This window comes from Psychrobacter fozii (genome assembly GCF_003217155.1).
In the GTDB taxonomy this organism is placed as follows: domain Bacteria; phylum Pseudomonadota; class Gammaproteobacteria; order Pseudomonadales; family Moraxellaceae; genus Psychrobacter; species Psychrobacter fozii.
Genome location: NZ_QJSU01000006.1, coordinates 79,333 through 102,062, shown reverse-complemented (window position 1 = coordinate 102,062; position 22,730 = coordinate 79,333). Strand labels below are relative to the sequence as shown.

At 42.6% G+C, this 22,730-nt stretch carries 16 protein-coding genes and 1 pseudogene; 10 read left to right on the top strand and 7 right to left on the bottom strand.

Going from position 1 to position 22,730, the window contains the following annotated elements:
* Positions 1-59: 59 nt before the first annotated feature.
* From DFP82_RS09110 to DFP82_RS09090, 5 genes and pseudogenes are all read left to right on the top strand, one after another.
* Positions 60-317: pseudogene (locus tag DFP82_RS09110) on the top strand (type II toxin-antitoxin system Phd/YefM family antitoxin); the annotation flags it as partial.
* Between the two features lie 104 nt (positions 318-421).
* On the top strand, positions 422-682 hold the full coding sequence (locus DFP82_RS09105; RefSeq protein WP_037025847.1) for a Txe/YoeB family addiction module toxin: 261 nt from the start codon (positions 422-424) through the stop codon (positions 680-682).
* Positions 683-769: 87 nt separating this feature from the next.
* Complete coding sequence (prpF, locus tag DFP82_RS09100; RefSeq protein WP_110923420.1) at positions 770-2,023, top strand: 2-methylaconitate cis-trans isomerase PrpF; 1,254 nt, start codon at positions 770-772, stop codon at positions 2,021-2,023.
* 67 nt (positions 2,024-2,090) lie between these two features.
* Positions 2,091-3,944 carry an ABC transporter ATP-binding protein gene (locus tag DFP82_RS09095; RefSeq protein WP_110923419.1) on the top strand — a complete coding sequence of 618 codons (1,854 nt, stop codon included), beginning with the start codon at positions 2,091-2,093 and terminating at the stop codon, positions 3,942-3,944.
* Positions 3,945-4,063: 119 nt separating this feature from the next.
* Positions 4,064-4,690 carry a GNAT family N-acetyltransferase gene (locus DFP82_RS09090; RefSeq protein WP_110923418.1) on the top strand — a complete coding sequence of 209 codons (627 nt, stop codon included), beginning with the start codon at positions 4,064-4,066 and terminating at the stop codon, positions 4,688-4,690.
* 71 nt (positions 4,691-4,761) lie between these two features.
* Here DFP82_RS09090 and DFP82_RS09085 read toward each other — a convergent pair whose 3' ends face one another.
* Entirely contained in the window at positions 4,762-5,508 is a 747-nt protein-coding gene (locus tag DFP82_RS09085; protein ID WP_110923417.1) for an SDR family oxidoreductase, read from the bottom strand.
* A gap of 548 nt (positions 5,509-6,056) precedes the next feature.
* Here DFP82_RS09085 and DFP82_RS09080 point away from each other — a divergent pair.
* From DFP82_RS09080 to DFP82_RS09070, 3 genes are all read left to right on the top strand, one after another.
* Positions 6,057-7,460, top strand: coding sequence for a DUF2868 domain-containing protein (locus DFP82_RS09080; RefSeq protein ID WP_110923416.1), 1,404 nt, complete (start codon positions 6,057-6,059; stop codon positions 7,458-7,460).
* Positions 7,461-7,535: 75 nt separating this feature from the next.
* The gene (locus DFP82_RS09075) at positions 7,536-8,519 is read left to right on the top strand and encodes a sterol desaturase family protein (RefSeq protein ID WP_110923415.1); all 984 of its coding nucleotides are present in this window, start codon (positions 7,536-7,538) and stop codon (positions 8,517-8,519) included.
* A 175-nt stretch (positions 8,520-8,694) separates the two neighbouring features.
* Positions 8,695-10,143, top strand: coding sequence for a DUF3482 domain-containing protein (locus DFP82_RS09070; RefSeq protein ID WP_425450603.1), 1,449 nt, complete (start codon positions 8,695-8,697; stop codon positions 10,141-10,143).
* Between the two features lie 57 nt (positions 10,144-10,200).
* On the opposite strand, the gene DFP82_RS09065 is transcribed toward DFP82_RS09070, so the two are convergent.
* The 3 genes from DFP82_RS09065 to DFP82_RS09055 form a co-directional block, all read right to left on the bottom strand.
* Positions 10,201-11,217 carry an ArsA family ATPase gene (locus tag DFP82_RS09065; RefSeq protein ID WP_110923413.1) on the bottom strand — a complete coding sequence of 339 codons (1,017 nt, stop codon included), beginning with the start codon at positions 11,215-11,217 and terminating at the stop codon, positions 10,201-10,203.
* A 34-nt stretch (positions 11,218-11,251) separates the two neighbouring features.
* Positions 11,252-11,518, bottom strand: a complete 267-nt coding sequence (locus DFP82_RS09060; protein WP_110923532.1) for a cory-CC-star protein — start codon at positions 11,516-11,518, stop codon at positions 11,252-11,254.
* Positions 11,519-11,738: 220 nt separating this feature from the next.
* Positions 11,739-13,430 (bottom strand): carbon starvation CstA family protein, encoded by a 1,692-nt coding sequence (locus tag DFP82_RS09055; protein WP_110923412.1) that lies wholly within the window; start codon positions 13,428-13,430, stop codon positions 11,739-11,741.
* Positions 13,431-13,752: 322 nt separating this feature from the next.
* Between DFP82_RS09055 and DFP82_RS09050 the strand changes: the two genes are divergently transcribed.
* Together DFP82_RS09050 and DFP82_RS09045 are read left to right on the top strand one after the other, a co-directional pair.
* Complete coding sequence (locus DFP82_RS09050; RefSeq protein ID WP_110923411.1) at positions 13,753-14,421, top strand: hypothetical protein; 669 nt, start codon at positions 13,753-13,755, stop codon at positions 14,419-14,421.
* Between the two features lie 102 nt (positions 14,422-14,523).
* Positions 14,524-15,087 carry a hypoxanthine-guanine phosphoribosyltransferase gene (locus DFP82_RS09045; protein ID WP_110923410.1) on the top strand — a complete coding sequence of 188 codons (564 nt, stop codon included), beginning with the start codon at positions 14,524-14,526 and terminating at the stop codon, positions 15,085-15,087.
* A 192-nt stretch (positions 15,088-15,279) separates the two neighbouring features.
* Here DFP82_RS09045 and DFP82_RS09040 read toward each other — a convergent pair whose 3' ends face one another.
* From DFP82_RS09040 to DFP82_RS09030, 3 genes are all read right to left on the bottom strand, one after another.
* On the bottom strand, positions 15,280-15,801 hold the full coding sequence (locus DFP82_RS09040) for a MepB family protein (protein WP_110923409.1): 522 nt from the start codon (positions 15,799-15,801) through the stop codon (positions 15,280-15,282).
* Between the two features lie 53 nt (positions 15,802-15,854).
* Complete coding sequence (recD, locus tag DFP82_RS09035) at positions 15,855-18,062, bottom strand: exodeoxyribonuclease V subunit alpha (protein WP_110923408.1); 2,208 nt, start codon at positions 18,060-18,062, stop codon at positions 15,855-15,857.
* Between the two features lie 74 nt (positions 18,063-18,136).
* Positions 18,137-22,675 (bottom strand): UvrD-helicase domain-containing protein, encoded by a 4,539-nt coding sequence (locus DFP82_RS09030; RefSeq protein ID WP_110923407.1) that lies wholly within the window; start codon positions 22,673-22,675, stop codon positions 18,137-18,139.
* Positions 22,676-22,730 lie beyond the last annotated feature (55 nt).

The window sequence follows — 22,730 nt, the reverse complement described above, 5'->3', positions numbered from 1 at the left end:
GGCGTAATATGTACTGTATATTGTACAAGTTATAAAGTACATCATGAAAGGAGTAAGCCATGAGAGTCGTTAGTTTTTCAGAAGCCAGAAAGCACCTAAAGTCCGTCCTAGATACGGTAAATGATGATGCCAACGCCACTATCGTGACCCGCCGTGACGCTGATGATGCAGTCGTAATGTCGCTTGATTATTACAATAGCCTGATGGAAACCGTTTATCTACTAAAATCTCCTGCCAATGCAGCACACTTAGCGGAATCTATTGCCCAATATAAAGCTGGCAAGACTGTTACACGTGAGCTAATTGACACGGCAGAAGGCAGTGATAAAAGTGACGGTAGCAGCGATGACAGTGAGTATACGGATAGCGACATTGAGAACGCTTGAACTCAAAGGCTTTAATCAATCTAAAGGGTCTAATAATGAGTGAGCAACTAGCATGGACAGATGCTGCGTGGAAAGACTATCTATACTGGCAAACACAAGACAAAAAAACACTCAAACGTATCAATAAGCTCATCACCGAATGTAAGCGTAATCCGTTTGAAGGTATTGGTAAACCTGAACCTCTAAAAGAAAACCTATCTGGATTTTGGTCAAGACGCATCGATGATGCCAATCGGTTGGTATATGCCGTCGATGATAATTATCTGACGATTATCTCTTGTCGCTATCATTATTAACGAGCGCTCTTAATCATACATGTTTACTTGCTGATGGCACCATACCTAATCTTATAACAATTAACAATATAAAAAGGACTTAATACAGTGGCCCAAACTAATTCTCAATCAAAACCCTCTTTCGCCCCGCAAATACCCGTTCCTGCCACCTATATGCGTGGTGGCACCTCAAAAGGCACATTCTTTAAACTGTCTGACTTACCTGAGCGTTGCCAAGTCGCTGGCGAGTCACGTGATAAGTTTCTGCTACGTGTCATAGGCAGCCCCGACCCTTACGGCAAACAAATTGACGGCTTGGGTAATGGTAGCTCTAGCACTTCAAAGACGGTTATTTTATCGGCCTCTGACAAATCAGATCACGATGTGAATTATTTGTTTGGGCAAGTCAATATTGCCAAACCTATGATTGATTGGGCAGGAAACTGTGGCAATTTAACTGCAGCGGTTGGTGCCTGTGCCATTAATATGGGACTGGTTGATGCTGATAAGATCAATAACAGCATCAATGACAATGCAGATAGCGGTATTTGTGAAGTACGCATTTGGCAAGAAAACATCGGTAAGACGATTATTGCGCATGTGCCTGTCTATTTAGATGAGAAAAATAAGGTACAAGTTCAAGAGACGGGCGACTTTGAATTAGACGGCGTAACTTTCCCTGCTGCTGAAGTCAAAATTGAATTTATCGACCCTGTGGATGCCACTAGCGATATGTTCCCTACTGGTAACTTGGTCGATGACTTCGATGTATCTGGTTGTGGCTTAACTACCGACAGCGTCAAAGCCACTTTTATCAGCGCTGGTATTCCGACTATTTTTATAAAGGCAGAAGACTTAGGCTTTAATGGCACTGAATTACAAGGTGACGTTAATAGCGACAGCGAGACACTTGCCAAACTTGAGATGATTCGCGCCAAAGGCGGTGTGGCGATGGGATTGTTTAAAGATGTGAGCGAGGCGCAGACCAGCCAGCATATTCCTAAAATCGCTTGGGTGGGTGCAGCACAGAGCTATACGGCCTCTAGTGGCAAATCGGTCGATGCTGGCGAGGTTGATTTGGTGGTACGTGCTATGAGTATGGGTCAATTGCATCATGCTATGATGGGGACAGCAGCAGTCGCTATTGCCGCCGCGGCAACCACACAAGGCACACTGGTTAACGAAGCAGCAGGTGGTCAGAAGTTTAATGAAGTGCGTTTTGGTCACCCATCAGGTACGTTGCTAGTCGGTGGGAAAACAGAACAAGTCAACGGTCGCTGGCAAGCAAAAAAAGTATCAATGAGTCGCTCAGCACGTCGTATTATGGTTGGTGGAGTCTTTGTACCAGCAGATGCTTTTTAAGCATCTACTATCTGCATAGTTGTTATTCACCATAGCTTTTTAAGACCGTTTACTTTAACCTAATAAAATGTCGACCACTCCTAAACTTAGCAAAACCCCATTGAACAACCAGCCGCCGCTCAAGAAAACTGAGCGGCGAGCTTTGTTGTGGGATATTCTCAAAAAGCTTGCTATATTTGCAGCGCCTTACAAAACATTAATTATACTAACGTTGGTGTTGACGGTACTCGGCTCGTTCACCGCGCAAGTGAATGCCTTTGTACTGCGTTATGCTGTCGATACATTGACTGAAATCGCAACGCTTACCGAGCCTTGGGAAGCAGGCCTGCGCATGCTTGGCATTATTAGTGCGGTGCTCTTAACCAAAGAGATACTCTCAATATTTATATCGTTTGGACAGCGATTTTTTGGCGAAAAGATTCGTATCAATCTATCACGTGATTTGTCTCAGCGCATCATCGAGCGCATCCTTACCTATCGCATGGCGTTTTATACCAGTAGCGAAAACGATAGTGGTAAATTGCAAACCCGTATTGACTATGGCGTAAACAGTCTCACAAGCTTGGTGCAAAACTTTTTTATCGATATGCTACCGCTGTTTGCCAGTGCTGCCGTATCGCTTATTATTATGTTTTCGACCAACTTTTGGATCGGTCTGGTCGGTCTGATTATCATACCGATTTACTTTTTCATCAGTCAAAAACAAGCACAACGTTTGCGTGGCTTTCGTCGACAGATGCGAGATTTCAGAGAGGCCAAAAGCGGTCTCGTTATCTCACTGATTAACTCTATCAGTGTGGTCAAGTCCTTTGTCCGTGAGTCGATTGAGGCTGACAAACATTTCACCATTCAAAAAGACATGACTGACAACCAACTGCGTATCCGTAGTATTGGTTTCATTTATGACGCGATAAAGACTTTCATTGAGCAGATCGGTGTAGTGGTCATTATTCTACTGACCTCCTACTTTGTCTTAAAAGGCGAGATGACCATCGGTATGATTTTGTTTCATGTCATGCTGTTTCAGAATGTCGCCGCTCCTATTCGTCAGCTGCACCGTATCTATGATCAGATTAATAATGCATTGACCTATGCCGAAGGGTTCTTCGATATACTAGAAGACGATGAGCAAGTCGAAAATATCGATGGTATCAAGAGCACTGATTTAAAAGGTCATATCGAACTCAAAAACGTTGATTTCACCTACCCCAATGGCACGCAGGCTTTAAAAGATGTGAGCTTTACCATCAGGCCCAATCGTATTACGGCTTTGGTCGGCCTCTCTGGCGCTGGCAAAAGCACAATTATTAGCTTGCTAGTGAAGTTTTATGAGCCGGACGCTGGAAAGATTTATTTGGATGGGCATGATTTAGCAGAGTGCAACACTCATGAGCTACGCCAAAACATTGGCCTGGTGCTACAAAGTAATCATATTTTTTCTGGCACTATTAGCGAAAATATTCGCTACGGCAATATGAATGCTAGTGAAGAAGACATCGTGATTGCGGCAAAAAAAGCCTCTATACATGATCAAGTTGTCGCTTTGGCCAAAGGCTATGAGAGCACGGCAAAATCGCTGTCCGGTGGTCAACAGCAGCGTATTGCACTGGCACGTATGTTTTTAAAAGATCCGCCCATTGTGTTTTTGGATGAACCTACCGCTAGCCTAGATGCGATAGCTAGTCAACAGGTCAAAAAGAGCTTAGATCTGATCAAAAAAGACCGAACCGTGATTATGGTCTCACATAATATTGCTCAAATCATCGATGCCGATGACTTAGTCGTGATAGAAAACGGCCAAGTGGTAGAAACGGGCACGCATGAAGCGCTATATGATAAAGGCGGCAAGTATTTTGAAATCTTTAGTGCGATGTCAGACAGCTTAAACTTGGACAAAATCAGTCAAACCCTAAATGGTTAGGAATGGTTAATACGTGCTTAAATCGTTATAATGCGCATTACTTGAAATGTTCCAATATTTAACCACCATTTAATATTGTACTTAACCTCAATGATCAATTCGTTAAAAGCTGCTTAATTATGACCTGTACCTTTTCTATTAAAACGTTCGATGAGTTAACCTCTGTTGATCTGTATCATATTTTAAAAGCCCGCTCACAAGTGTTTGTGGTCGAACAAAACTGTGCTTATCAAGATATGGATGAGCTGGATTTTGATTGTCTGCATTTGATTGCGCATCAGAACGAGGCATTGGTGGCGTATTGTCGCATTATCCCGCCTGAGTTTAATAAGTTACGGTCTAACTTATCATCATCTGATGCTACGACCAAAGTAAGCGATGCATCTATGTCCTCTATTGGCAGAGTGCTGGTGTTAGCCGCGCATCGAGGGGACGGTTTAGCACGAGATATGATGAATCATGCCATTGCGCATTGCCGTAAAAAATATGGTAAAAAGCGCCCTATTATCATCTCTGCACAAGCTTACTTAATTAGCTTCTACGAATCTCTAGGGTTTGTACCAGAGGGTGAGCATTATCTCGAAGACAATATCGAGCATGTAAAAATGGTTCTGCACGTTGTCAAAAAATTTAAAGTAAAAAAAGAAAGTACAGGTGCGTCCTCTACGACGAGTAAAGTACTAAGTTTTTTACTGTTGATTATGGCGGCTTTGTTTGTTTTAGGATTGTTGTATTTGATGACCTAAATCAATATTGATGCTCTTAACTCTCAACTCTTAATATATAGAGCATCAATACTGTGAAAACATTGTTAAGACTACCAAGGTATGGACTCTCCTGCCCAATCTACAAAGCTGCCTGATTGAGTAGCGGTCATATTACTCAATACTTCTAACAAGCACTCTGCACTATAAGCTGTCGAGAATAAATGTCCGTCAGCCACATTACTCTGAAAAGGGGCTGAGAGTTGCGTGTTGACCGTTCCTGGCTGCATGACAACCACGCATACATCCTTGAGTGATCTTCCCCACTCGATGCTCAGATTTTTCATCCCCATATTGAGTGCCGCTTTACTCATCCGATAGCTGTACCAACCACCCAGCTGATTGTCACTGATGCTACCCACGCGCGCTGATATCGTCGCAAAAATTGCGGGCGTGTCATTGCTACGTTTAGATTTTACTAGTAGCGGTTTGAAGTGCTTGGCAATCAGCAAGCTCGCTAAGGCATTCACTTGCATATTCTGTAAGAAAAAATCAGTCTCCATCTGACGTAGGGCTTTTTCCGGTTGCTGCGTGTCAGTATGCAATAATCCCGCACAATTAATGACCCAATCGATATGAGTGGTCTGTTGCTTAATGACTTCGGCTGCTTGTTGGATGCTGTGTTCATCGCAGATATCCATCGATATCCACTGTAAATTGGGTGCTTCAAAATCAGGTATGTTCTTATGGTGAGTGGCAAAGACAAGCGTGTCATGTGTCGTGCTGGTGGTTAACTGCTCTATCATAGCTTTACCAATGCCACCTGTACCACCGATTATTAGATAAGTTTTATTACTCATGATGATTCCTTTTTTAGATTATTTTTGACCGATTTTTTATTAGTTTATCGTTCTTTTTGTCATGTATCTGGTTCATTTTGGCGCACTTTTATAGTCTTTACCATGATGGAAATGTTTAAAGATTCGGCATTTATGAATATAATTTATCAATTATAAGACCGCTATGGCATCAGCCTCGCTAAAAATAAAATCGTTGATATAAAGGCTATCGTTAGGGTCTGTTGAACATTCAAATGTGGTGCTGGCAGTCACTATTTTTTAGACAATATGCAGTGAAATTTTTGATGCCTAGTCATTCTAGGTTAAACCATTTCGCCATATATTGGCAAAAAAGAGTACTGCCCTAAAAGGCTAATGCTAAAATCACCCCAAACGTTGTTGCAAACCTAGCTAAGGTCTCGACATTATTGTCGGCTTGCGCCTAGTTTGGTGCAATTTTAGCAATCAGCAGCCCTAACATTTGAATGTTCAACAGACCCTATATATACGCTACAATAATCAATTACGACCATTCTAAATCAACGCTTTTATACGGATGTTATCGCATTATGCTATCACCCCAAGATCAGTTGACTGAGTTGGTACGCACGCTTGAGACGCAGCAGCATGTGTTTGCCACTGACCCGCTACTCATCACAGAAAAACTGCAAGGCGAAGATGGCAAACCCATCCAAAAGCTGCATCGCCGAGCCTCACGTATCGACAGTAACGGTGCGTTGGCACAAGTTTTGGGTAAAATTGACGGCCGTATCAAAGGCATCATGATCGTGATGAGCGTGGTGTGGTGTGTTTCAGGATTTTTGGGGCTGTTTACGCTATTACAGGCCAATGTGGTTAACTTCTTTTACGTGTTGGTTTGTTTATTAGGGTTTCATACTATTATGCTATTGGGCTGGGTGGCCATGACGCTGGTTAATCAAGGCAAGCAATCGTCCAATTGGTTCGCCAGTTTTGTCAGTCCCAGCTACTTAATACGTGGTAAAGATGATGTGACTAAGGCAGCGATTAACTTGTACGAACGTCAATTGCAGCATAGCGGTATGCGCTGGTATCTCGGTCGATTTAGCCATCAATTGTGGCTAGCGACATTGACGGGCATGCTACTGGCGATTGTTTTTTTGTTGATTGTGCGCCAGTACAGCTTTAGCTGGGAGTCCACTTTACTATCTGATCAGGCGCTTATTATTTTGACTCAGGTATTAGGCTGGCTACCTAGCATGGTGGGATTTGGGGTGCCGGACAGCATGGCTATCGCACAGAGCAGATTGGTGACTGACGCCATGCCGCTATCTGTTGCACGGCAATGGGCGGGGTTATTGGTTGGTAGCTTACTGATGTACGGCATCGTACCGCGAGCGATTGCTTGGGCATTTTGTGCCTTGATGTTTCGCCGTAAAAAAATGCGTTTGGATATCAAACTGCCTTATTATCAAAAGATTTTGAATTTTTGGCAACGTCATGTGGTGGACGCCGATGATTTTAATGAAGCACCAGCACCTATCGCGCCAAAAGCAACGGTCAGTGTTGGCAAAAAATTGGTTGCTCTACTTGAGTACCCATCAGATCAGGAAAAGTGGTGGCAGTTGGGTTTAGACAACAGCCATCATGATTTTGAACAATCAAGCGAGATTGAGGATTTTGGTATCGTTGATGACCGTGATGATATGGCACGGTTGAAGACTTATTTAGACAGTCATCCTGTACAAGTTTTGCTTGGCATTCATAGCAACGCATTGCCTGACCGCGGTACGCTACGTAAGCTCGATCAAATCGCTGCTCACGCCAAAGACGGGCTTATCGTACAGCTGCTTGGTGATAATAGCGCTTCTACAAGATTGACTGATACGCGTACGGATGATGAGCCACTAGACAAACAAACCGTTCGCTATCAGCAGTGGCAAACGGCGCTCTCTGCACGAAAAATTGGCTTGGTTGACTCAAGCGCTCAATAAATTCTAATGATTAATATGGCACTACCCTCTAAACTTATTGTGACAAGGATGTTTTATAGTGGCTAGGAGCCCAATATGGCAGCAGATATCTCCTTAGATAATTCCCTTATGACCTTGGGTCAGTATGGTCAATTATTGGATGGTTACAGAGAGGCATTAAACCAAAGTATATTAACGGCTGCGCCAGAGTCGTGGCAGCCAATGCTGGCAAGTATTCTACCTGCGTATTGGCAGGAGTGGCTGCTACCGCTGGCTGGCGGCCCATTTTTCTTATTATTTTTAGCAGAATGGCTGTATCAGTCCAAGCGTGGCAATGCTAAAAGCTTTAGCTGGCGACGTGCGATGACCAATTTTAGCTTGGGCGGCTCTTATCTAGGGTTTGAATTGATTGTCCAAGCGCTTATCGTCATACCTATCTGCTTATGGTTATATCAATATCGCTTATTTACTATTGAGGTGACATGGCTCACCGCCATACCCATATTCGTCGCGGTTGAATTTAGCTACTACTGGTTCCATCGTGCGTCACACCGTATGAACTGGTTTTGGTCAGCGCATGTCGTGCACCATTCAGATGACCATATGAATCTGTCCACCGCCATGCGCCAAAGCCTGCTGTACTCGGTGACGGGCTGGTGGTTGTTCTTTGTGCCGCTGATGCTGCTTGGTGTACATCCAGTGTGGGTGTTTTTCTTTTACGCGCTTGATCTTATTTATCAATTCTTTATTCATACTGAAACCGTGGGCAAATTTCCCAAATGGGTTGAGTATGTCTTTGATACCCCATCCAATCACCGTGCCCATCATGGCACCAACGACGAATACATTGACCAAAACTATGGCGGCGTGCTTATTATCTTTGATCGCTGGTTTGGGACTTACGTAGAAGAAGATACCGTCAACAACCCTGTCAAATATGGTGCCATTGGTGAAACCAGCCATGACAATATCATCAGCCTGATATTTGGCGTCTTTTACCGTATGTGGCAGCGGTTTTTTCGTGCCAAAGGATTTAAGAAAAAATTGAAAGTATTGTTCAGACCACCCAGTGCGGCATAACGATTTTGCATATCCATCATTAATATAAGATTCTATTATGAACAATTATGATAATAATAAAAACAATGACAAACCAGCTGGTCTCTTTGCGGACAAGGCTTATGAAAAAACTCTTGATTCCCCCAATCAAGACACTCAACCTTTATCAACTGAGCCATCAACACCAGCACCAAGAATGACAAAGAAAACCATCGCCAGTGGCGAACCGCTCAAATTGGCGGTCGTCGGTCATACCAACACGGGTAAAACCTCTATTTTGCGCACCTTATTACGTGACGTTTATTTTGGTGAGGTCAAAAATGAGGCTGCGACCACACGGCATGTCGAGCAGGCGCAACTGACAGATAACCAAACTGGCGAAGTCTTAGTGGCACTATATGACACGCCTGGTCTAGAAGATGCCTCAGGATTGATGGACTGGTTGGAGGATAATACGGCCAGTCGGCGTGATGGTATTGAACGCTTGCAGCAATTTTTGGCGTCGGATATCGCTCAAGGTGTAGACCATTCAGACAACTATGACTATAGCCAAGAAGCCAAAGTGATTCGGCAACTACTGGCAAGTGATATGGCCATCTACGTCGTTGATGCGCGTGAGCCAGTGTTAGGTAAGTATAAGGATGAGCTGGCTATTTTGTCTTGGGCGGCGATACCAGTGATGCCAGTCTTTAACTTTACTGACAGTCAAGATGCCAATATCGACGAATGGCAGACGATGCTGGCAAGACGAAACTTGCATATATCCACGCGTTTTGATTCGGTTGCTTTTGAGTTCGAAGATGAAATGCGGCTGTGGAAAAATCTATCGACTATGCTCACCCACTCTGAAATGCTTGAGCAATTGATGCAACGTCGGACAGAAAACTGGGCACAACTGAGTGATGAAGCAAATATTATCATTGCTGACTTTCTGATCAATGTCGCTGCTTTCGTTCGTGAGATTAATGACAGCGACGATCCTATGCCAGTGTTGGCACAAATGCAGGAAGCTGTTCGCCAAAGCGAGCGTGCTATGCAGCATAATTTGCTTAATTTATATAAGTTTTATGACAATGCAGTTGCTGCAACGCCACTTGAATTACAAGCGTATCAGCAAGATCCATTTGACCCTGAACTGCTAAAAAGCTATGGCATACGCACAACTTCTGGAGCAGCAGCTGGTGCATTGCTAGGCTTAGGTGTTGACGCAGCGGCTTTAGGCACTACATTGGGATTGGGTGCAGCGATTGGTGGTATTGCAGGAGGGTTATTATCTAACACCAGTAGCATTGCTGATAGGATCACAGGGATAAAACGCTTATATATCGATCCTGCTACGTTGACACTACTGGCCACTCGCTCGATAGATTTACTCACGGCTCTACGTCATCGTGGTCATGCTGCAACAGATGCGACCCAGCTAATATATAAAGGCGCAAAAAATAACAGTGAATCAGACGAGAATGAAGACGATAACTCAGTGACACCATGGCCGACGCACAAACTACCAAGTGAGTTAAAAAAAGCACGTGGTAAGCCGCAATGGTCGTCACTTAGTAGTGGCAAATCCGAACAAGCTCAGTTGTTACGGGCAGATATGGCGTGGTCGCTTTCAGCTAAATTGCAGTCGTATAATCACGACTAGCCAAACTGAATTACACACACAGAAAATAAAGTAACTGCTAGCGTTATTCTCGAATATTTATAGTACTGGTCGCAATAAAGCACTGAGTGCATCAGTACCACGTACATCCGTTTGCTGCAGATAAATTGGATATAGTGGATACTTGGTAAAGCTTTGTTCTATACCTTGCATAATTTGCTGTTGTCTATCTGCACGCTGCTGCCAAAAATCATCAGACTGAGTAGGCGCTATCAGCTGATTGATAACTATCGCTGCTGGTGTGAGCTTACTTTCTTCCAACTGTTTGATCGCACGTCTGGTCTCAGCCAATGGCAATACGTCGGCAGTCATAACCAATACAATCGCTGTTTGGGTACGGTCATGCAGTAGTACTCCTGCCTGACGAAACAGCTGTTTGCGTTTTTCTAACACGGATACGGCTTGCTCCCAGCGATCTGATTTTTTTGCTGCAAATGGATTTGCCACATCGTTTTTATCATTTTTTTGATTATGACTGTCCAAGTGATTTGCCACCGAGCGCAATTTAGACTGTCGGCGTTGCTGTGCGAGTAGCCCATCCGTCCACGCACCCATCATCTCTGGTAATACCAGTAACCGTAGAGTATGCCCTGTTGGTGCCGTATCAAAAATAATGTGATCATAATCTGCATCTGCAGCGTTGACCAAATGCTGACACATAGACTCAAGCATCGCTGCTTCTTGTGCGCCTGGTGCCGATTTTGATAGCTGCAAATGCTCTCGAATCTTAGGCATCATATCTGGATTGGCATAGGCTCTAATCGTGCGTTCAACTTGTGAAAAATGCTCATCGACGATAGTGTCAGGATTTAACTCAATCGCATCTAGATAAGGTGATATCACTGTTTTCTCGTTATTGAGTCGAATATTTAATACATCGCCCAAACTGTGTGCTGGATCGGTTGAGACAATTAAGGTTTTTTGCTGCTGGCTTGCATAATAGCTGGCAAGTGCAGCGGCAGTCGTGGTCTTTCCCACACCGCCTTTTCCACCGATAAATATAATCGGTTGTGTCGCCAGCTGCTCTACCAATGCCTGTAAGGAATGTAATGCCATACTTATCTCTCTTTTTTAATCAATATAGCTACCATTAGCAGCAACCAACGTGGTCAAAGGGACATCTATCCATACCCATTCTAGTGTGCCACTCGTGGAAGTTTTCCAAAAATAAAGGCTGTAGCTCTAGCGTATAAAAGCTGGCAGGATTATCAATGCCTAGGCTCTCAGCGAACATGAGTAGCATAAAAAAATCTTCTTCATCACGTGCAGCACGTGCCATCGTCTGACGGTATGGCGCATGATAAAACTCATTTAGCCCAGCGGTAAACCGTTGCCACCATGGTTTAATGTCTGGCATGTCGTTCGATATGGTATCGCTTGGCTTGGCATTATCTGACATATTGGTATCGTCCATAACTTTTTCATCTCCTACGTCTTGTTATCTATCATGCCTATTTGATACAAAAAACGCCAGCAATGGCTGCTAGCGTTTTTTGTTTCTTTACAATATATGTACTGGCCTATTAATGAAATACTCGATGGCACTTAAATAATTGACACTTATTAGGTATCAGATATTAGGCATCATCTTCGATTTTGCCTTTACCTCTGTGTAGCGACCATTCTTTGCGCAACACCGATAGACTTTCAAACGTGACTAGAATAGTCGCTATCAAAATGATGATGTCCATAATGATAAGCAGCCAATTTCCGTCCGTGAAAAAAGTTTTAAGCTGAATCAATAGTGCTAATACAGTCATAACTAATAAAAACGACAACGGCGCTAAGGTAAACCAGACGGGCTTGCCTTTGCGTAACAAGATAACCGTTACGATCATTAAGGTCAAAGCAGCCATTAACTGATTGGTTGTACCAAACAGTGGCCAGATAACCATACCACCAGCACCATCAATACCACCAGCACCAAATGCTAATAATAGACAAGTTCCGACTGCTAATAACGTTGCAACGACACTTTTATTAAGTATGGGTAATTTGTAAATCTCACCAAACTCTTGGAAAATGTAACGCTGCAAGCGCACACCAGTATCCATCGTAGTACCTGCAAACAATGCAGCCATTACTGTAAGCATGGTCTGCGATAGCACCATATCAATGCCAACACCAGCATTCAAGATGGTTGCACCACCATCAATAAAGGCACCAATCGAACCGTCACCAAATTTTTGGTAAACCGCTTCCCAATCACCAAGCGTAGCAAAACCTGCTGTTGCGGCCAGAACGGCACCCAATGCGAGCATACCTTCACCCAGTGCACCAAAGTAACCAACGAAACGTACGTCTCCTTCTTTGTCAATCTGCTTAGAAGTCGTACCTGTTGCAACCAAACCATGGAACCCTGAAATAGCACCACAAGCAATCGTGACAAACAACAACGGCATCAGTGAAGGTGTGTCCATTGGTAATGATGTATTAATAGCTGGCGCGACAATATCAGGCGTCGCGATAAAAATCGCGGCGTATAATAAAATCAAACCGACGAATAGCTGTAAACCATTAATATAGTCACGTGGTTGTAATAGCATCCATACAGGCAATAGCGAAGCAACCGCTGCATAGGCAAACAAGATAATAATCCATACGGCATTATCAGGTAACCCGAAAATAGTCTCAGGCAATACAATAGGGAACATAGGACCAAGATAGATAAGTCCGTATAACGCCGTTACCCCGATAATTGATACCCAAACCAAATTCATATTGTAGCGATAAATACACTGACCAATGATAAAGGCAACGACTAGCGCGCCCCAAACTGGTAATACAGAAGACGGCGTTTTTATCATCATGTTAGCGATAGCAACGCCAAATACAGCATTGACCATCAGCAATAACAAGAAGATAACGATCATCATCAGACTGCGCACACGGGTACCCATAACGGTACCAGCAATAGAACCAATTGACTGGCCTCTATTACGCATACTTGCCCAAATAGCAGACATATCATGTACGCCCGCCATAAAGATTGTGCCGAACACAATCCAAATGATGGCAGGCAACCAACCCCATATCACGGCAATTGCAGGACCGATAATCGGTGCGGCCCCTGCGACTGATGTAAAATGATGTCCCCACAATACATATTTATTGGTGGGGACATAATCTATACCGTCTTTCATGGTATGAGCTGGCGTGGGACGACTATCGTCCAGTGCTAGAATTTTTGTGGCGATAAACTTTGAATAAAACACGTAACCGCAGAGCATGGCGGCGACGCCAAATAGTAGTACAATAGCACTATTCATCTTATCTCTCCCTAGACAAGTGGCATATAGCCTTATGAGTTCAAGCTTTTTAAATCAAAATATTTAAAATATGATAAATTAGTGTGCCGCGAGCAGCCCACTCCGTTGTAGCAGAATAATAGCGATATTTTAATATGATTACTAGCTAAAAAACCTAGACTGTACAATTATAAAAAGTCACTAAATGAGACGTATTGTGATAAATTTTGAGTAAATACTCGGTACAGGTTTGGACAAGTATCCTGTAAAAGTAGTACTTATTTAATGATAAAGAAAAAGATAACATTAGCCAATCATCAAAACAGCGAACAAAGGAAGTATCATGGCGCACTATTTTGGATTCGTACCCTCAGATAAGTTAAAAGTATTGGTGAAGGAAGCCGAACAAGTCGTTGCTTCAAATGAGACCGTAGACTACTACCCTTATCGCGATGCACTCACCCATCAAACGGCACGTGATTTGATCGACAATCTACTGGTTGGACTGGTTGAGATTACACCAAATCCTGAACGCAAAGCCTCTATGCAGAAGATAGTGATTACCGTTGAAAAAACAGCAGATACACTGCTCAATATTTTACTCGGTAAAGAAAACAATGAAGAAGTACTCCCTAGCTTTCACTTTTTGAGAGATCATGCGACTTTTATTGATAATGACGGGGTAACACGAGTAGGCTTCAAACTATCTGAGGCAGATGGTCAACTGATCGATAAAGGGTTTTCCGCTATTACGCCTGATCACGTAGATGTAAAAGCGTTTAAAACAGCACTCGAAACGATGAATGACCAAACATTAACGCATTTTATTAGTCGTTATGCCGAAACGTTGAAGCTGGGTATGATTAAACGAAAATCAGTGCCAGTTGCTAAAGCCGCCATTGATAAAGGTATGAGTATGGCGCTGAATAAGCTACTGCCAGACTTACCTGATAGTTCATTAAACCGTTTAGCCAACTACTACCGCCCTTTTATCGTAGAAAAATCAGAATAAGCCCAAGTATTAGATTAAATTTGCCCCAAAAGTCATATGCTATTGGGAAATTTCACTAAAATTTGCTAAAATAAGCGGCACTTTTTACCGAAGGCGCATCCGATGACCCAAATCAGTAACCAAGAAATCGAAAAAACACTACGCAACTCAGAGTGCCTTATCAGCAGTATCGAAGTTGCTGCTGCTTACGAACGTCTTGCTGCTCAACTTAACCTGCATTATGCTGGTCTAAACCCAATCGTCATGGTCGTTATGAATGGCGGACTTATCCCAGCGGGTCAATTATTGACTCACCTAACCTTTTACCATCGCATGCATTACATCCATGCGACACGTTATCGCGATAACGAAGGTACCAATGAGTTAGATTGGAAATACAAACCTGATGTTAGCATCGAGGGTGAGCACGTATTACTGATTGATGATATTTTTGACGAAGGTATTACCTTAAAAACAGTCGTCGAAGAATTAAGCAAAGAAAAGCCTTTATCACTTGAATCTTGCGTTTTGCTCAACAAAGAGCACGATCGTAAAGTTGAAGGGTTTGACGTTGATTTTGTTGGTATCAATGTCGCTGACCGTTACGTCTATGGCTGTGGTATGGATTTTCATGGTTACTTACGTCACTTACCAGGTATCTATGCTATCAAAGAAGAGAAAGTTTAACTCTTAGTCTTAATTGCTTAAAAACATTTAAGTCCTAAAAAAGCATCCAAATTGGATGCTTTTTTTATTGCTTAGATTTTATAACTCATATAGTCAAAGCACTCTAAAATGGGTACAAGGCAGCCGACTGCAGATTGTACAAGTAGTACATCTAAGGATGGGTAACGCCGTAGCGGTTTAGTCGTTCACCGACTATACAATATACAATGCCCGTATTTTTTCTATTGGTAGTACGCCTGTATCCGTAACCGTGAAGAAATAATCGAGTTGCCAAGTCTGAGTCTTTACAGCAGTATTACTGGTTGGCTTCTCCCAGCTAGGATAGACCCTTATGCCCATCTTACCTTTTGTAGAATGAGATTGAAGGATATTATGTCTCAGTAAGATATACTTCGGAAAAACAAACTGCCCAAATGTATGATTGTCTTTAAATGTCGTGATTACTAACAAGTCTGGTGACTGATCATATTGGAAAGGTTGATTAATGCCTTTGGCGTCCTTTTCCCAAAAAGTAACGAACTGCCCTACTTTATTCGGTGTTTGCTTAGCCACTCTACCTCTAGCTGTTTTAATAGCCGATCGAGATGATAAGGTAAATAATCCTGCTGCGTATTCAGAGTTTTGTGCCTCCTGTTTAATTGAGGATACAATGAATTGGTGAGGCTCATAAATGATTTTATTGATATGATCTAGCACACTATCAAAGGTATGCAACTTTAACCCCCTTTTTTATATCCTGTACTTTCATGTCCTGTAATACTTATCTATTAAAGCTTAGAAAACTGTAATGCCAAACCTGTATGGCGTTCAGTCGGTGTTTTGACAGCACGTTCGAAAGCCTGCTTGGTACTATAAATGGTCACTTGTGTCTTAGCACGGGTCACTGCTGTATAGATAAGCTCTTTACTCAGTAATCTTGCATGACTATTATCGAAAGTAATCGCTACATGATCAAACTCAGACCCTTGTGATTTATGAATGGTCATCGCATATGCGGTGGCAATCACCTCTTCATTTAGTAAATTGACCGCAATACCTTGTGCCTTATTTTCAAAGAACACTTCTAGTCGGCTTCTATCATTGCTGGTCTGCAAGCAAAAACCAATATCACCATTAAATAGCCCAAGCTCATAGTTATTTTGTAAAACCATAACAGGTCGACCATGGAACCATGTATTTTGACCCAATGGTAGTTTTAGTTCAGCAAGATGCCACTGGGTGAGATAGTTATTAATATAATGATCGCCCCACTCACCGTTATGGCCAGCACTTAAAACTCTAAATTTATTAAATGTTTCCATTAATGAAGAAATAGTACTTTTTACTGATTCTGGCATGGACTTTGCTATTGGATTTTCTAGTAGATTTTTAATCTTATTTGCATATGATTGGTAATTTTGGGATATTTTTGAAATAATTTCTTCTTTGCTTAGGCTATTTTTTATCTGATTATCTAATATAAATTCCGCTTGCAACGTGTTTACATACTGAAATTTCAGTGCGTCATCCTGTCTTAATAATTGCCAAATGGCTTGCGTATCTACCTCTACTTTATTAATTTGCGAGGCCAGCTTGCCGATACCTGAATCAGCGCTAAATCGCCGGCTTTCGGTTAGCTCTGCATGAATGGATTTCAGTAGTGGAATACGACATAGATCAGCCAGTACAGCTCCTGCATCTACCGCTGCTAACTGGTTCGCATCGCCTAATAGTATCAGCCTTGCACCTGGTTTTACCGCACTCACAAGATAATTGGCCAACTCAACCCCGAGCATCGACGCTTCATCAACGATGATAATATCTTCACCTAATGGATTATCCGCATTGTAACGAGGTCTACCTGTTCGGCCGATACCTAGCAGACGATGAATGGTTTTTGCCTCTTGCAACTGTAATTCTACATTCGCCGCGTCTAGAGCCGCCTGCAGAGACTCTTGCATTCGCTGGGCGGCTTTACCAGTCGGTGCTGCCAATGCCAAACTGGCACTGTCCGTACTGAATCGAATATGCTCAGCCCCATCCCCCCCACTCTCTGTCGCTTGCTGCAGCGCAATGACCAATTGAGCCACGGTGTAGGTTTTACCTGTCCCTGGGCCACCAGTAATAATACTAAACGCATTATTATTAGCGACATTGATTGCCTTCACTTGGTGCTCATGAAGGTTTTCAGGTATTGCTATCTGTAAAGGACTTACTTGCTGATTTAAGATATTGTTGATATTTTTTGCTAAATTAAACTCTGCTTGCCAAGCACGGTGTAACCAAAAGGTGAGCGATATTTTTGTCTCATTATCTGTTTCGACTTTTTGCATTTGGTATATGATAGGTTTATTTTTACTTAGGCTATTTTTATTATTACTATCAGTATTCGCATCAACATTAGCAAATAAAGCATGCTCATGAATTGACTGAACAAAAGCAACTGAGTCACTATTTTTCAAACGCTGATATAACGTAGCTATTGCATCAAACCGTTTGACTAGCATCTCTTTTTCATGATTGCTGAGTGCTAGCTGCGCCCATAGCTGAGCTCGCTGACCAAACAAAGTATTTAGCAATACAAATAGCGATGTCTCCGTTGTAGCGTCGTCGTTTGGTTGGGTGTCTATCTGAGTATCAATCAGCGCAAGGATAGGTGTTGCCAGTATCTCTAGTAGGTTCTGCTGCCATGCATATAGTGCGACCAACTCACCATTAATTTGCCCTTGTAGCGGCGTTTCGTGATCGGCTACCTCAATGGTCAATACGGTGTGACCCTCTTCCAAATGAGCTGCTAAAATAACGAATAGAGCAGTAAATAAGTCATTGTTTTCCGACTTATTGATTCTTTTACTCTCATCATTCGTCTTTGCATCTACCGCGTCATATGCTACATGTGTTTGCTGACGGCGCAGCAAAATATAATCACTGAGATTACTTGCCCAGCTCTCTTGTAAGCTAATGGCTGACTTGCTCTTGTTCTTATTATTACTCATCGTGTGCTGGTCTCTTTTTAATCTGATTAAATGTTATAACAATGTTTGCCCATTTGAGTGTTATATAAAGTTTATTAATCCGGCAGGCCAAATAGTGCGTCTAAACCTTTGATAAAGTCGATAGGAATATCCCAAGTGACCAATCCATAGCAGTTATGATTCTCTAAATTGTTACTGCTAGGCTTATTATTATCTTGAGACATAGTGTCAGCGATTTTAGCATTCGGATCATACACACCGCGTAAAAACACATACTCTACAGCGCCTAAGTATTTGTCTTCATTACCTACATAATCACTGATTCTCATGGCAAGGAACCGATGTAATGCCACTTGATAAATCGCTGCTTGTAGCCAATACCCTGCTTTGGACATTGCTTTCTTTAGTGTATTTTCATTATAATCGCTTAGGCTATTTCCTAAAAAATTACTCTTATAATCGACCACGTAATACTTGCCAGCATGCTCATACACTAGGTCAATCTCACCACGCAAATAACGATACAGATGCGCTTTGTTTTGTGGCACTAGAGTGACATGTTTATCTGTCTCATCAGGTAAATACTGTTGAAAAATCTTACTGATATCCTGTGCTTTAAAATTCTCTGACAGCCCCATGTTGAACTCTAACTCAGCAAATCGCTTACCTTTATTAAGAGATATCAAAGGTTGGTTGGAAGATAATAATGGCGCATGTAGCACTTCTTCGATCCAATTGATTAACGCCTCGTGCTTCGTTGTATCTATTGACTCAAGATCAAACCCATCATTATTTCTTTGTTTCTTACCTTGTGATCTGCGGCTCTGTTGTTCAGCACTACTATATATGAGCGGCAACTGATAGCTACTAATCGCTCTATCAATAACCTGAGACCACTGAGCTTTATTAGTAAAATCTATTTGTTCAAATATCTCATGCAAAAACGTACCGGCATTGGCACCTTTTACAAAGGTAAAACGGATATCATCTTCTGACTTGGGACTGAGTTCACCGTCTTGTTCGAGAGACTCGTCATTATTAAGTAAAGGGATATTCGAAACTGCCGACTCTGTCATATCAATGTCTATCGCATCATCAATACGCTCATCCACTATCGCCATTGCTTGTGTAGATTCATCTAGCTGACGCGCCAAAGCGGTAAAGCTAGTCTTGGCCCAACCATAAAAATAATTGGTTTTCATCACCTCTGCAAAGGGCGCGTATTCAATAGCCTCTGTCGTAGGCTTATGAGCATTTGACTTGGTGGCGGCCAGTTGAACATTGTCATTTATACCTGCTGAGTTAGCATCATTGCTTACGTAGTTATTGTCATAAAACTCATTAACCTTATGCCCTCTGAGCATGCCTACGATGCCTTTGAGCCTATCTGGTAGCTCAAATTTTGCTTCTGGCGATTCAAACCAATAGAACACTGGCTTTAGCTCAAACCCTGTCTTGTTACTCGGATCTCGTAGCACAACATAAAGCTGCTCACTGGCCCGAGTAAATGCCACATAGCCAAGCCGTCTTATCTCATCAAAACCTTCTTGTGTTTCGATATCAGTATAGTAACCCTCAACCGTGGCAGAGCCTTGCAACGGTGAGAAGCGGCGCTGATTACCCGTTGATTGATTATCAGTCGACTGCTGTACTTCTATCGACTGCCGCACTAGCGCTGAAGGCGCTTGTTGCGCATTATATAGATATAGCCCATAGTCTTCCTTATTCCCAGACTTCCTACTGGCGTCACCCATTCCCAATACATAGACAATAGGGAACTCAAGCCCTTTTGACTTATGAATGGTCATCAGTTGCACGCCAGATTCTGTCGGTAGCGGATATTGCTTAGCCCAATCACTATTAGGCGCTGCATCTATATGCTGCCTGAACCACGCCAGTAGCTCATGCTCACCCATACCTAGACCATACTGCGCCAAAATGTCCATTACATGACGCAAGTCCATGATATGGCGATCGCCTTCTGGATGAGCAGCTAGGGCCTGCCAAACGCCCTGCGGCTGCACAGGGCTTTTATCTAATAAATAATGTAGCGCCGATAATATGCCAAAGTGCTGCCAACGCTGTGCACCTTCTTTCAAATAGGTAATAAAGTCTTGATAGCTTTTTTTAGTATCAGTAGCTTCATTAGTTGAGAGATTTTTCAAATTAGAACTGTTTGAATGGGCGCTTGGCTTACTGCTACCCTCGGTATTGCCTGACTCATGATCCCTCATCATGGCTTTGATATTTTTGATACTCAGTCCATATAGGTGGCTGGTCAACACTCGATTAATCATGTCATGACGATACGGATATAGCATGGCACTCAGCAATGCTGCCACATCTTCTGCCATAATAGTCTCAAAGATACTGACATCACTGGTGGTCAAGGTCGGTACATTAAGTTTTACTAACTCATCTTCGACCCTTTTCAGATCTTTTTTGGCACGTGCTAGCACCCCAATATCACTCGGCTGAATCGGCTTACCTTTAAGTGTCTGACCACTATTAAGCAAAGTGGCTATATGGCGAGCTGTTATTTCATGTTCATCGTAATCAAACTCTTTGTCCTTGTCATAAGGCAGATGCAATAAGCTCACGGGCTGAGCAGAAAGCACCTCTGTCACCAGTACATCATCTAGACTATTTGACTCATTAAACCAAGACAGCTCATATTCCGGTTTTGCTGCTTTGATATATTGGTAATGAATCCCAGTACCCAACTGCGACAGCTGATTCTCAGCAGTTGTGGCATCAGCCATGCCAAACCAGCAGTTCAATGCGTTAATCACACCGGCATTTGAACGGCGATTGATATCAAGTGTCCAAAGCGTACTCTTGTCAAACTGGGCTTTCATATAATTATAGTTGGCCACATCGCCACCACGAAACCCATAAATAGCCTGCTTGGGATCGCCAACCAATAACAGAAACTCATGATTGGCTTTCTTAGTGGTTGACTGCTTGTCACTGTCCGACTGTTTACGCTTATTCTTTGGCAAATAAATGCTTTCAATCATAATGGCTTGCTCGCCATTGATATCTTGCGACTCATCAATCAACGCCACTGGGTAATGATGACGAATATAACGCGCCAGCTTATCCCCTTGGCGACCAGTTAATGCTTGGTTTAAGCGTACCATTTGCAGACTAAAAGTCGTCTCGCCACGCTCTTCTAAAATGACTGGCAGCCTATTACGCACAGCCAGCACAATATGACGGTTAAGATTGGCTAAGACCAACAATATATGCTGATTTAAACTGTCTAGCATGTCTAAGAGAGCCATTAACTTGCTAATGCTCTCTAGTTCAAAAAGCGTCTGATGCTCTTTTTCTTTATTCTTATTAAAGTTCTTGATTTTGCCATCTTCATCTGGATATCTGGCATCTTGCAATGATGTCAAAATCTTATTCTCGCTCTCATTTAAATAGCTATTAAATGTCAGCTGATACTCCGATATTTTTTGATGCACTTCAATAATGGCATCAAACTGTTTGGTTAAATTAGAACCACCACGAAACCCTTGAGACTTTCTATAGTCAGGATTTAAGTAAGGCTGGATATCTGCTAAATCTAACTGAGAAAACTCATTGATTAGCTTTTCGTATGCCTCAAAGTCAAAGCTTTTCTCATGCCTTATCTCATCAATCGGCGCAGAGATAAAATTAAGCGAGCGCGTCACATATTTTTTATGATCGCTAACTGCAGTCAGCTTACCTTGCTGATCCATTAGCGCGTAAAGTTTAGGCTGCTCATAATACAAACGGCTTTGAAACTGACGCAGCTCATCATGAATAATACTGTCAGTCACCTGTTCAATACTGCTGTCTTCAATAATCCCCATACCCTGCTGGTGACCAGTTTCGCTGCTGTACTCCGTCAACCATTTTTGCGCCAAGCTATCAAGCGTGCCTACAAATAGCTTATCCAATGTGGTGAGTACCAGTGCCGTACGCCTGATAGCTTCCGCCATTGGGTAACTGTACACGTGATCCAGCAAATAGCCGACTAGATGCAAGTTAATAGGATCTTGCATAATGCCATCTAAGCGCACATATTTGGCCTGATTAACCAACCAATCTTCGCGGTCTTTCTTTGCTTGTTTACGTTGCTCAGCCGCCGCTTGCTTATCAGTAGCAAGGTCTTGATTTAACTCGTTAATATCTGTTTCAATGTTTGCGTCTACGTCTGAATCATTGCCTGCTTGTGCGTCTTTATTACCCTCAGGCATGACTTGTAGTATATTGGGATAGAGACTCTCTTTGTTGCTAGTATCAGCACTTAGGCTATTGACCCATTGTAATAGCTGATAAAAATCTACCAAACGATCATGGATACGCTGACGCATTTCGGCAGCGGCAGCTCGAGTAAAAGTCGTGGCTATGATTTGCTCTGGCGCACGTCTCGCTTCAATCAGTAGGCGCAGCACAATACCTGTCAGCGTCCAAGTTTTGCCCGTGCCCGCTGAGGCTTCAATCAGGTGTTTACCCGTTAGATCAACATCAACTGCCGGTATGACATCATTTTTACGTTCAGGCACAGCAGATAAAGTCAGCCCATCTGAGTATTCATCAAATAAATTCGGTTGTGTAGACGAGTCAATGCTATTGGTTGGGTCGATAAAGTCTGTCATATGGGCGCATACTTTTAATTATTATTTATTAGAACAAGATAGCAAAAATTAGTTA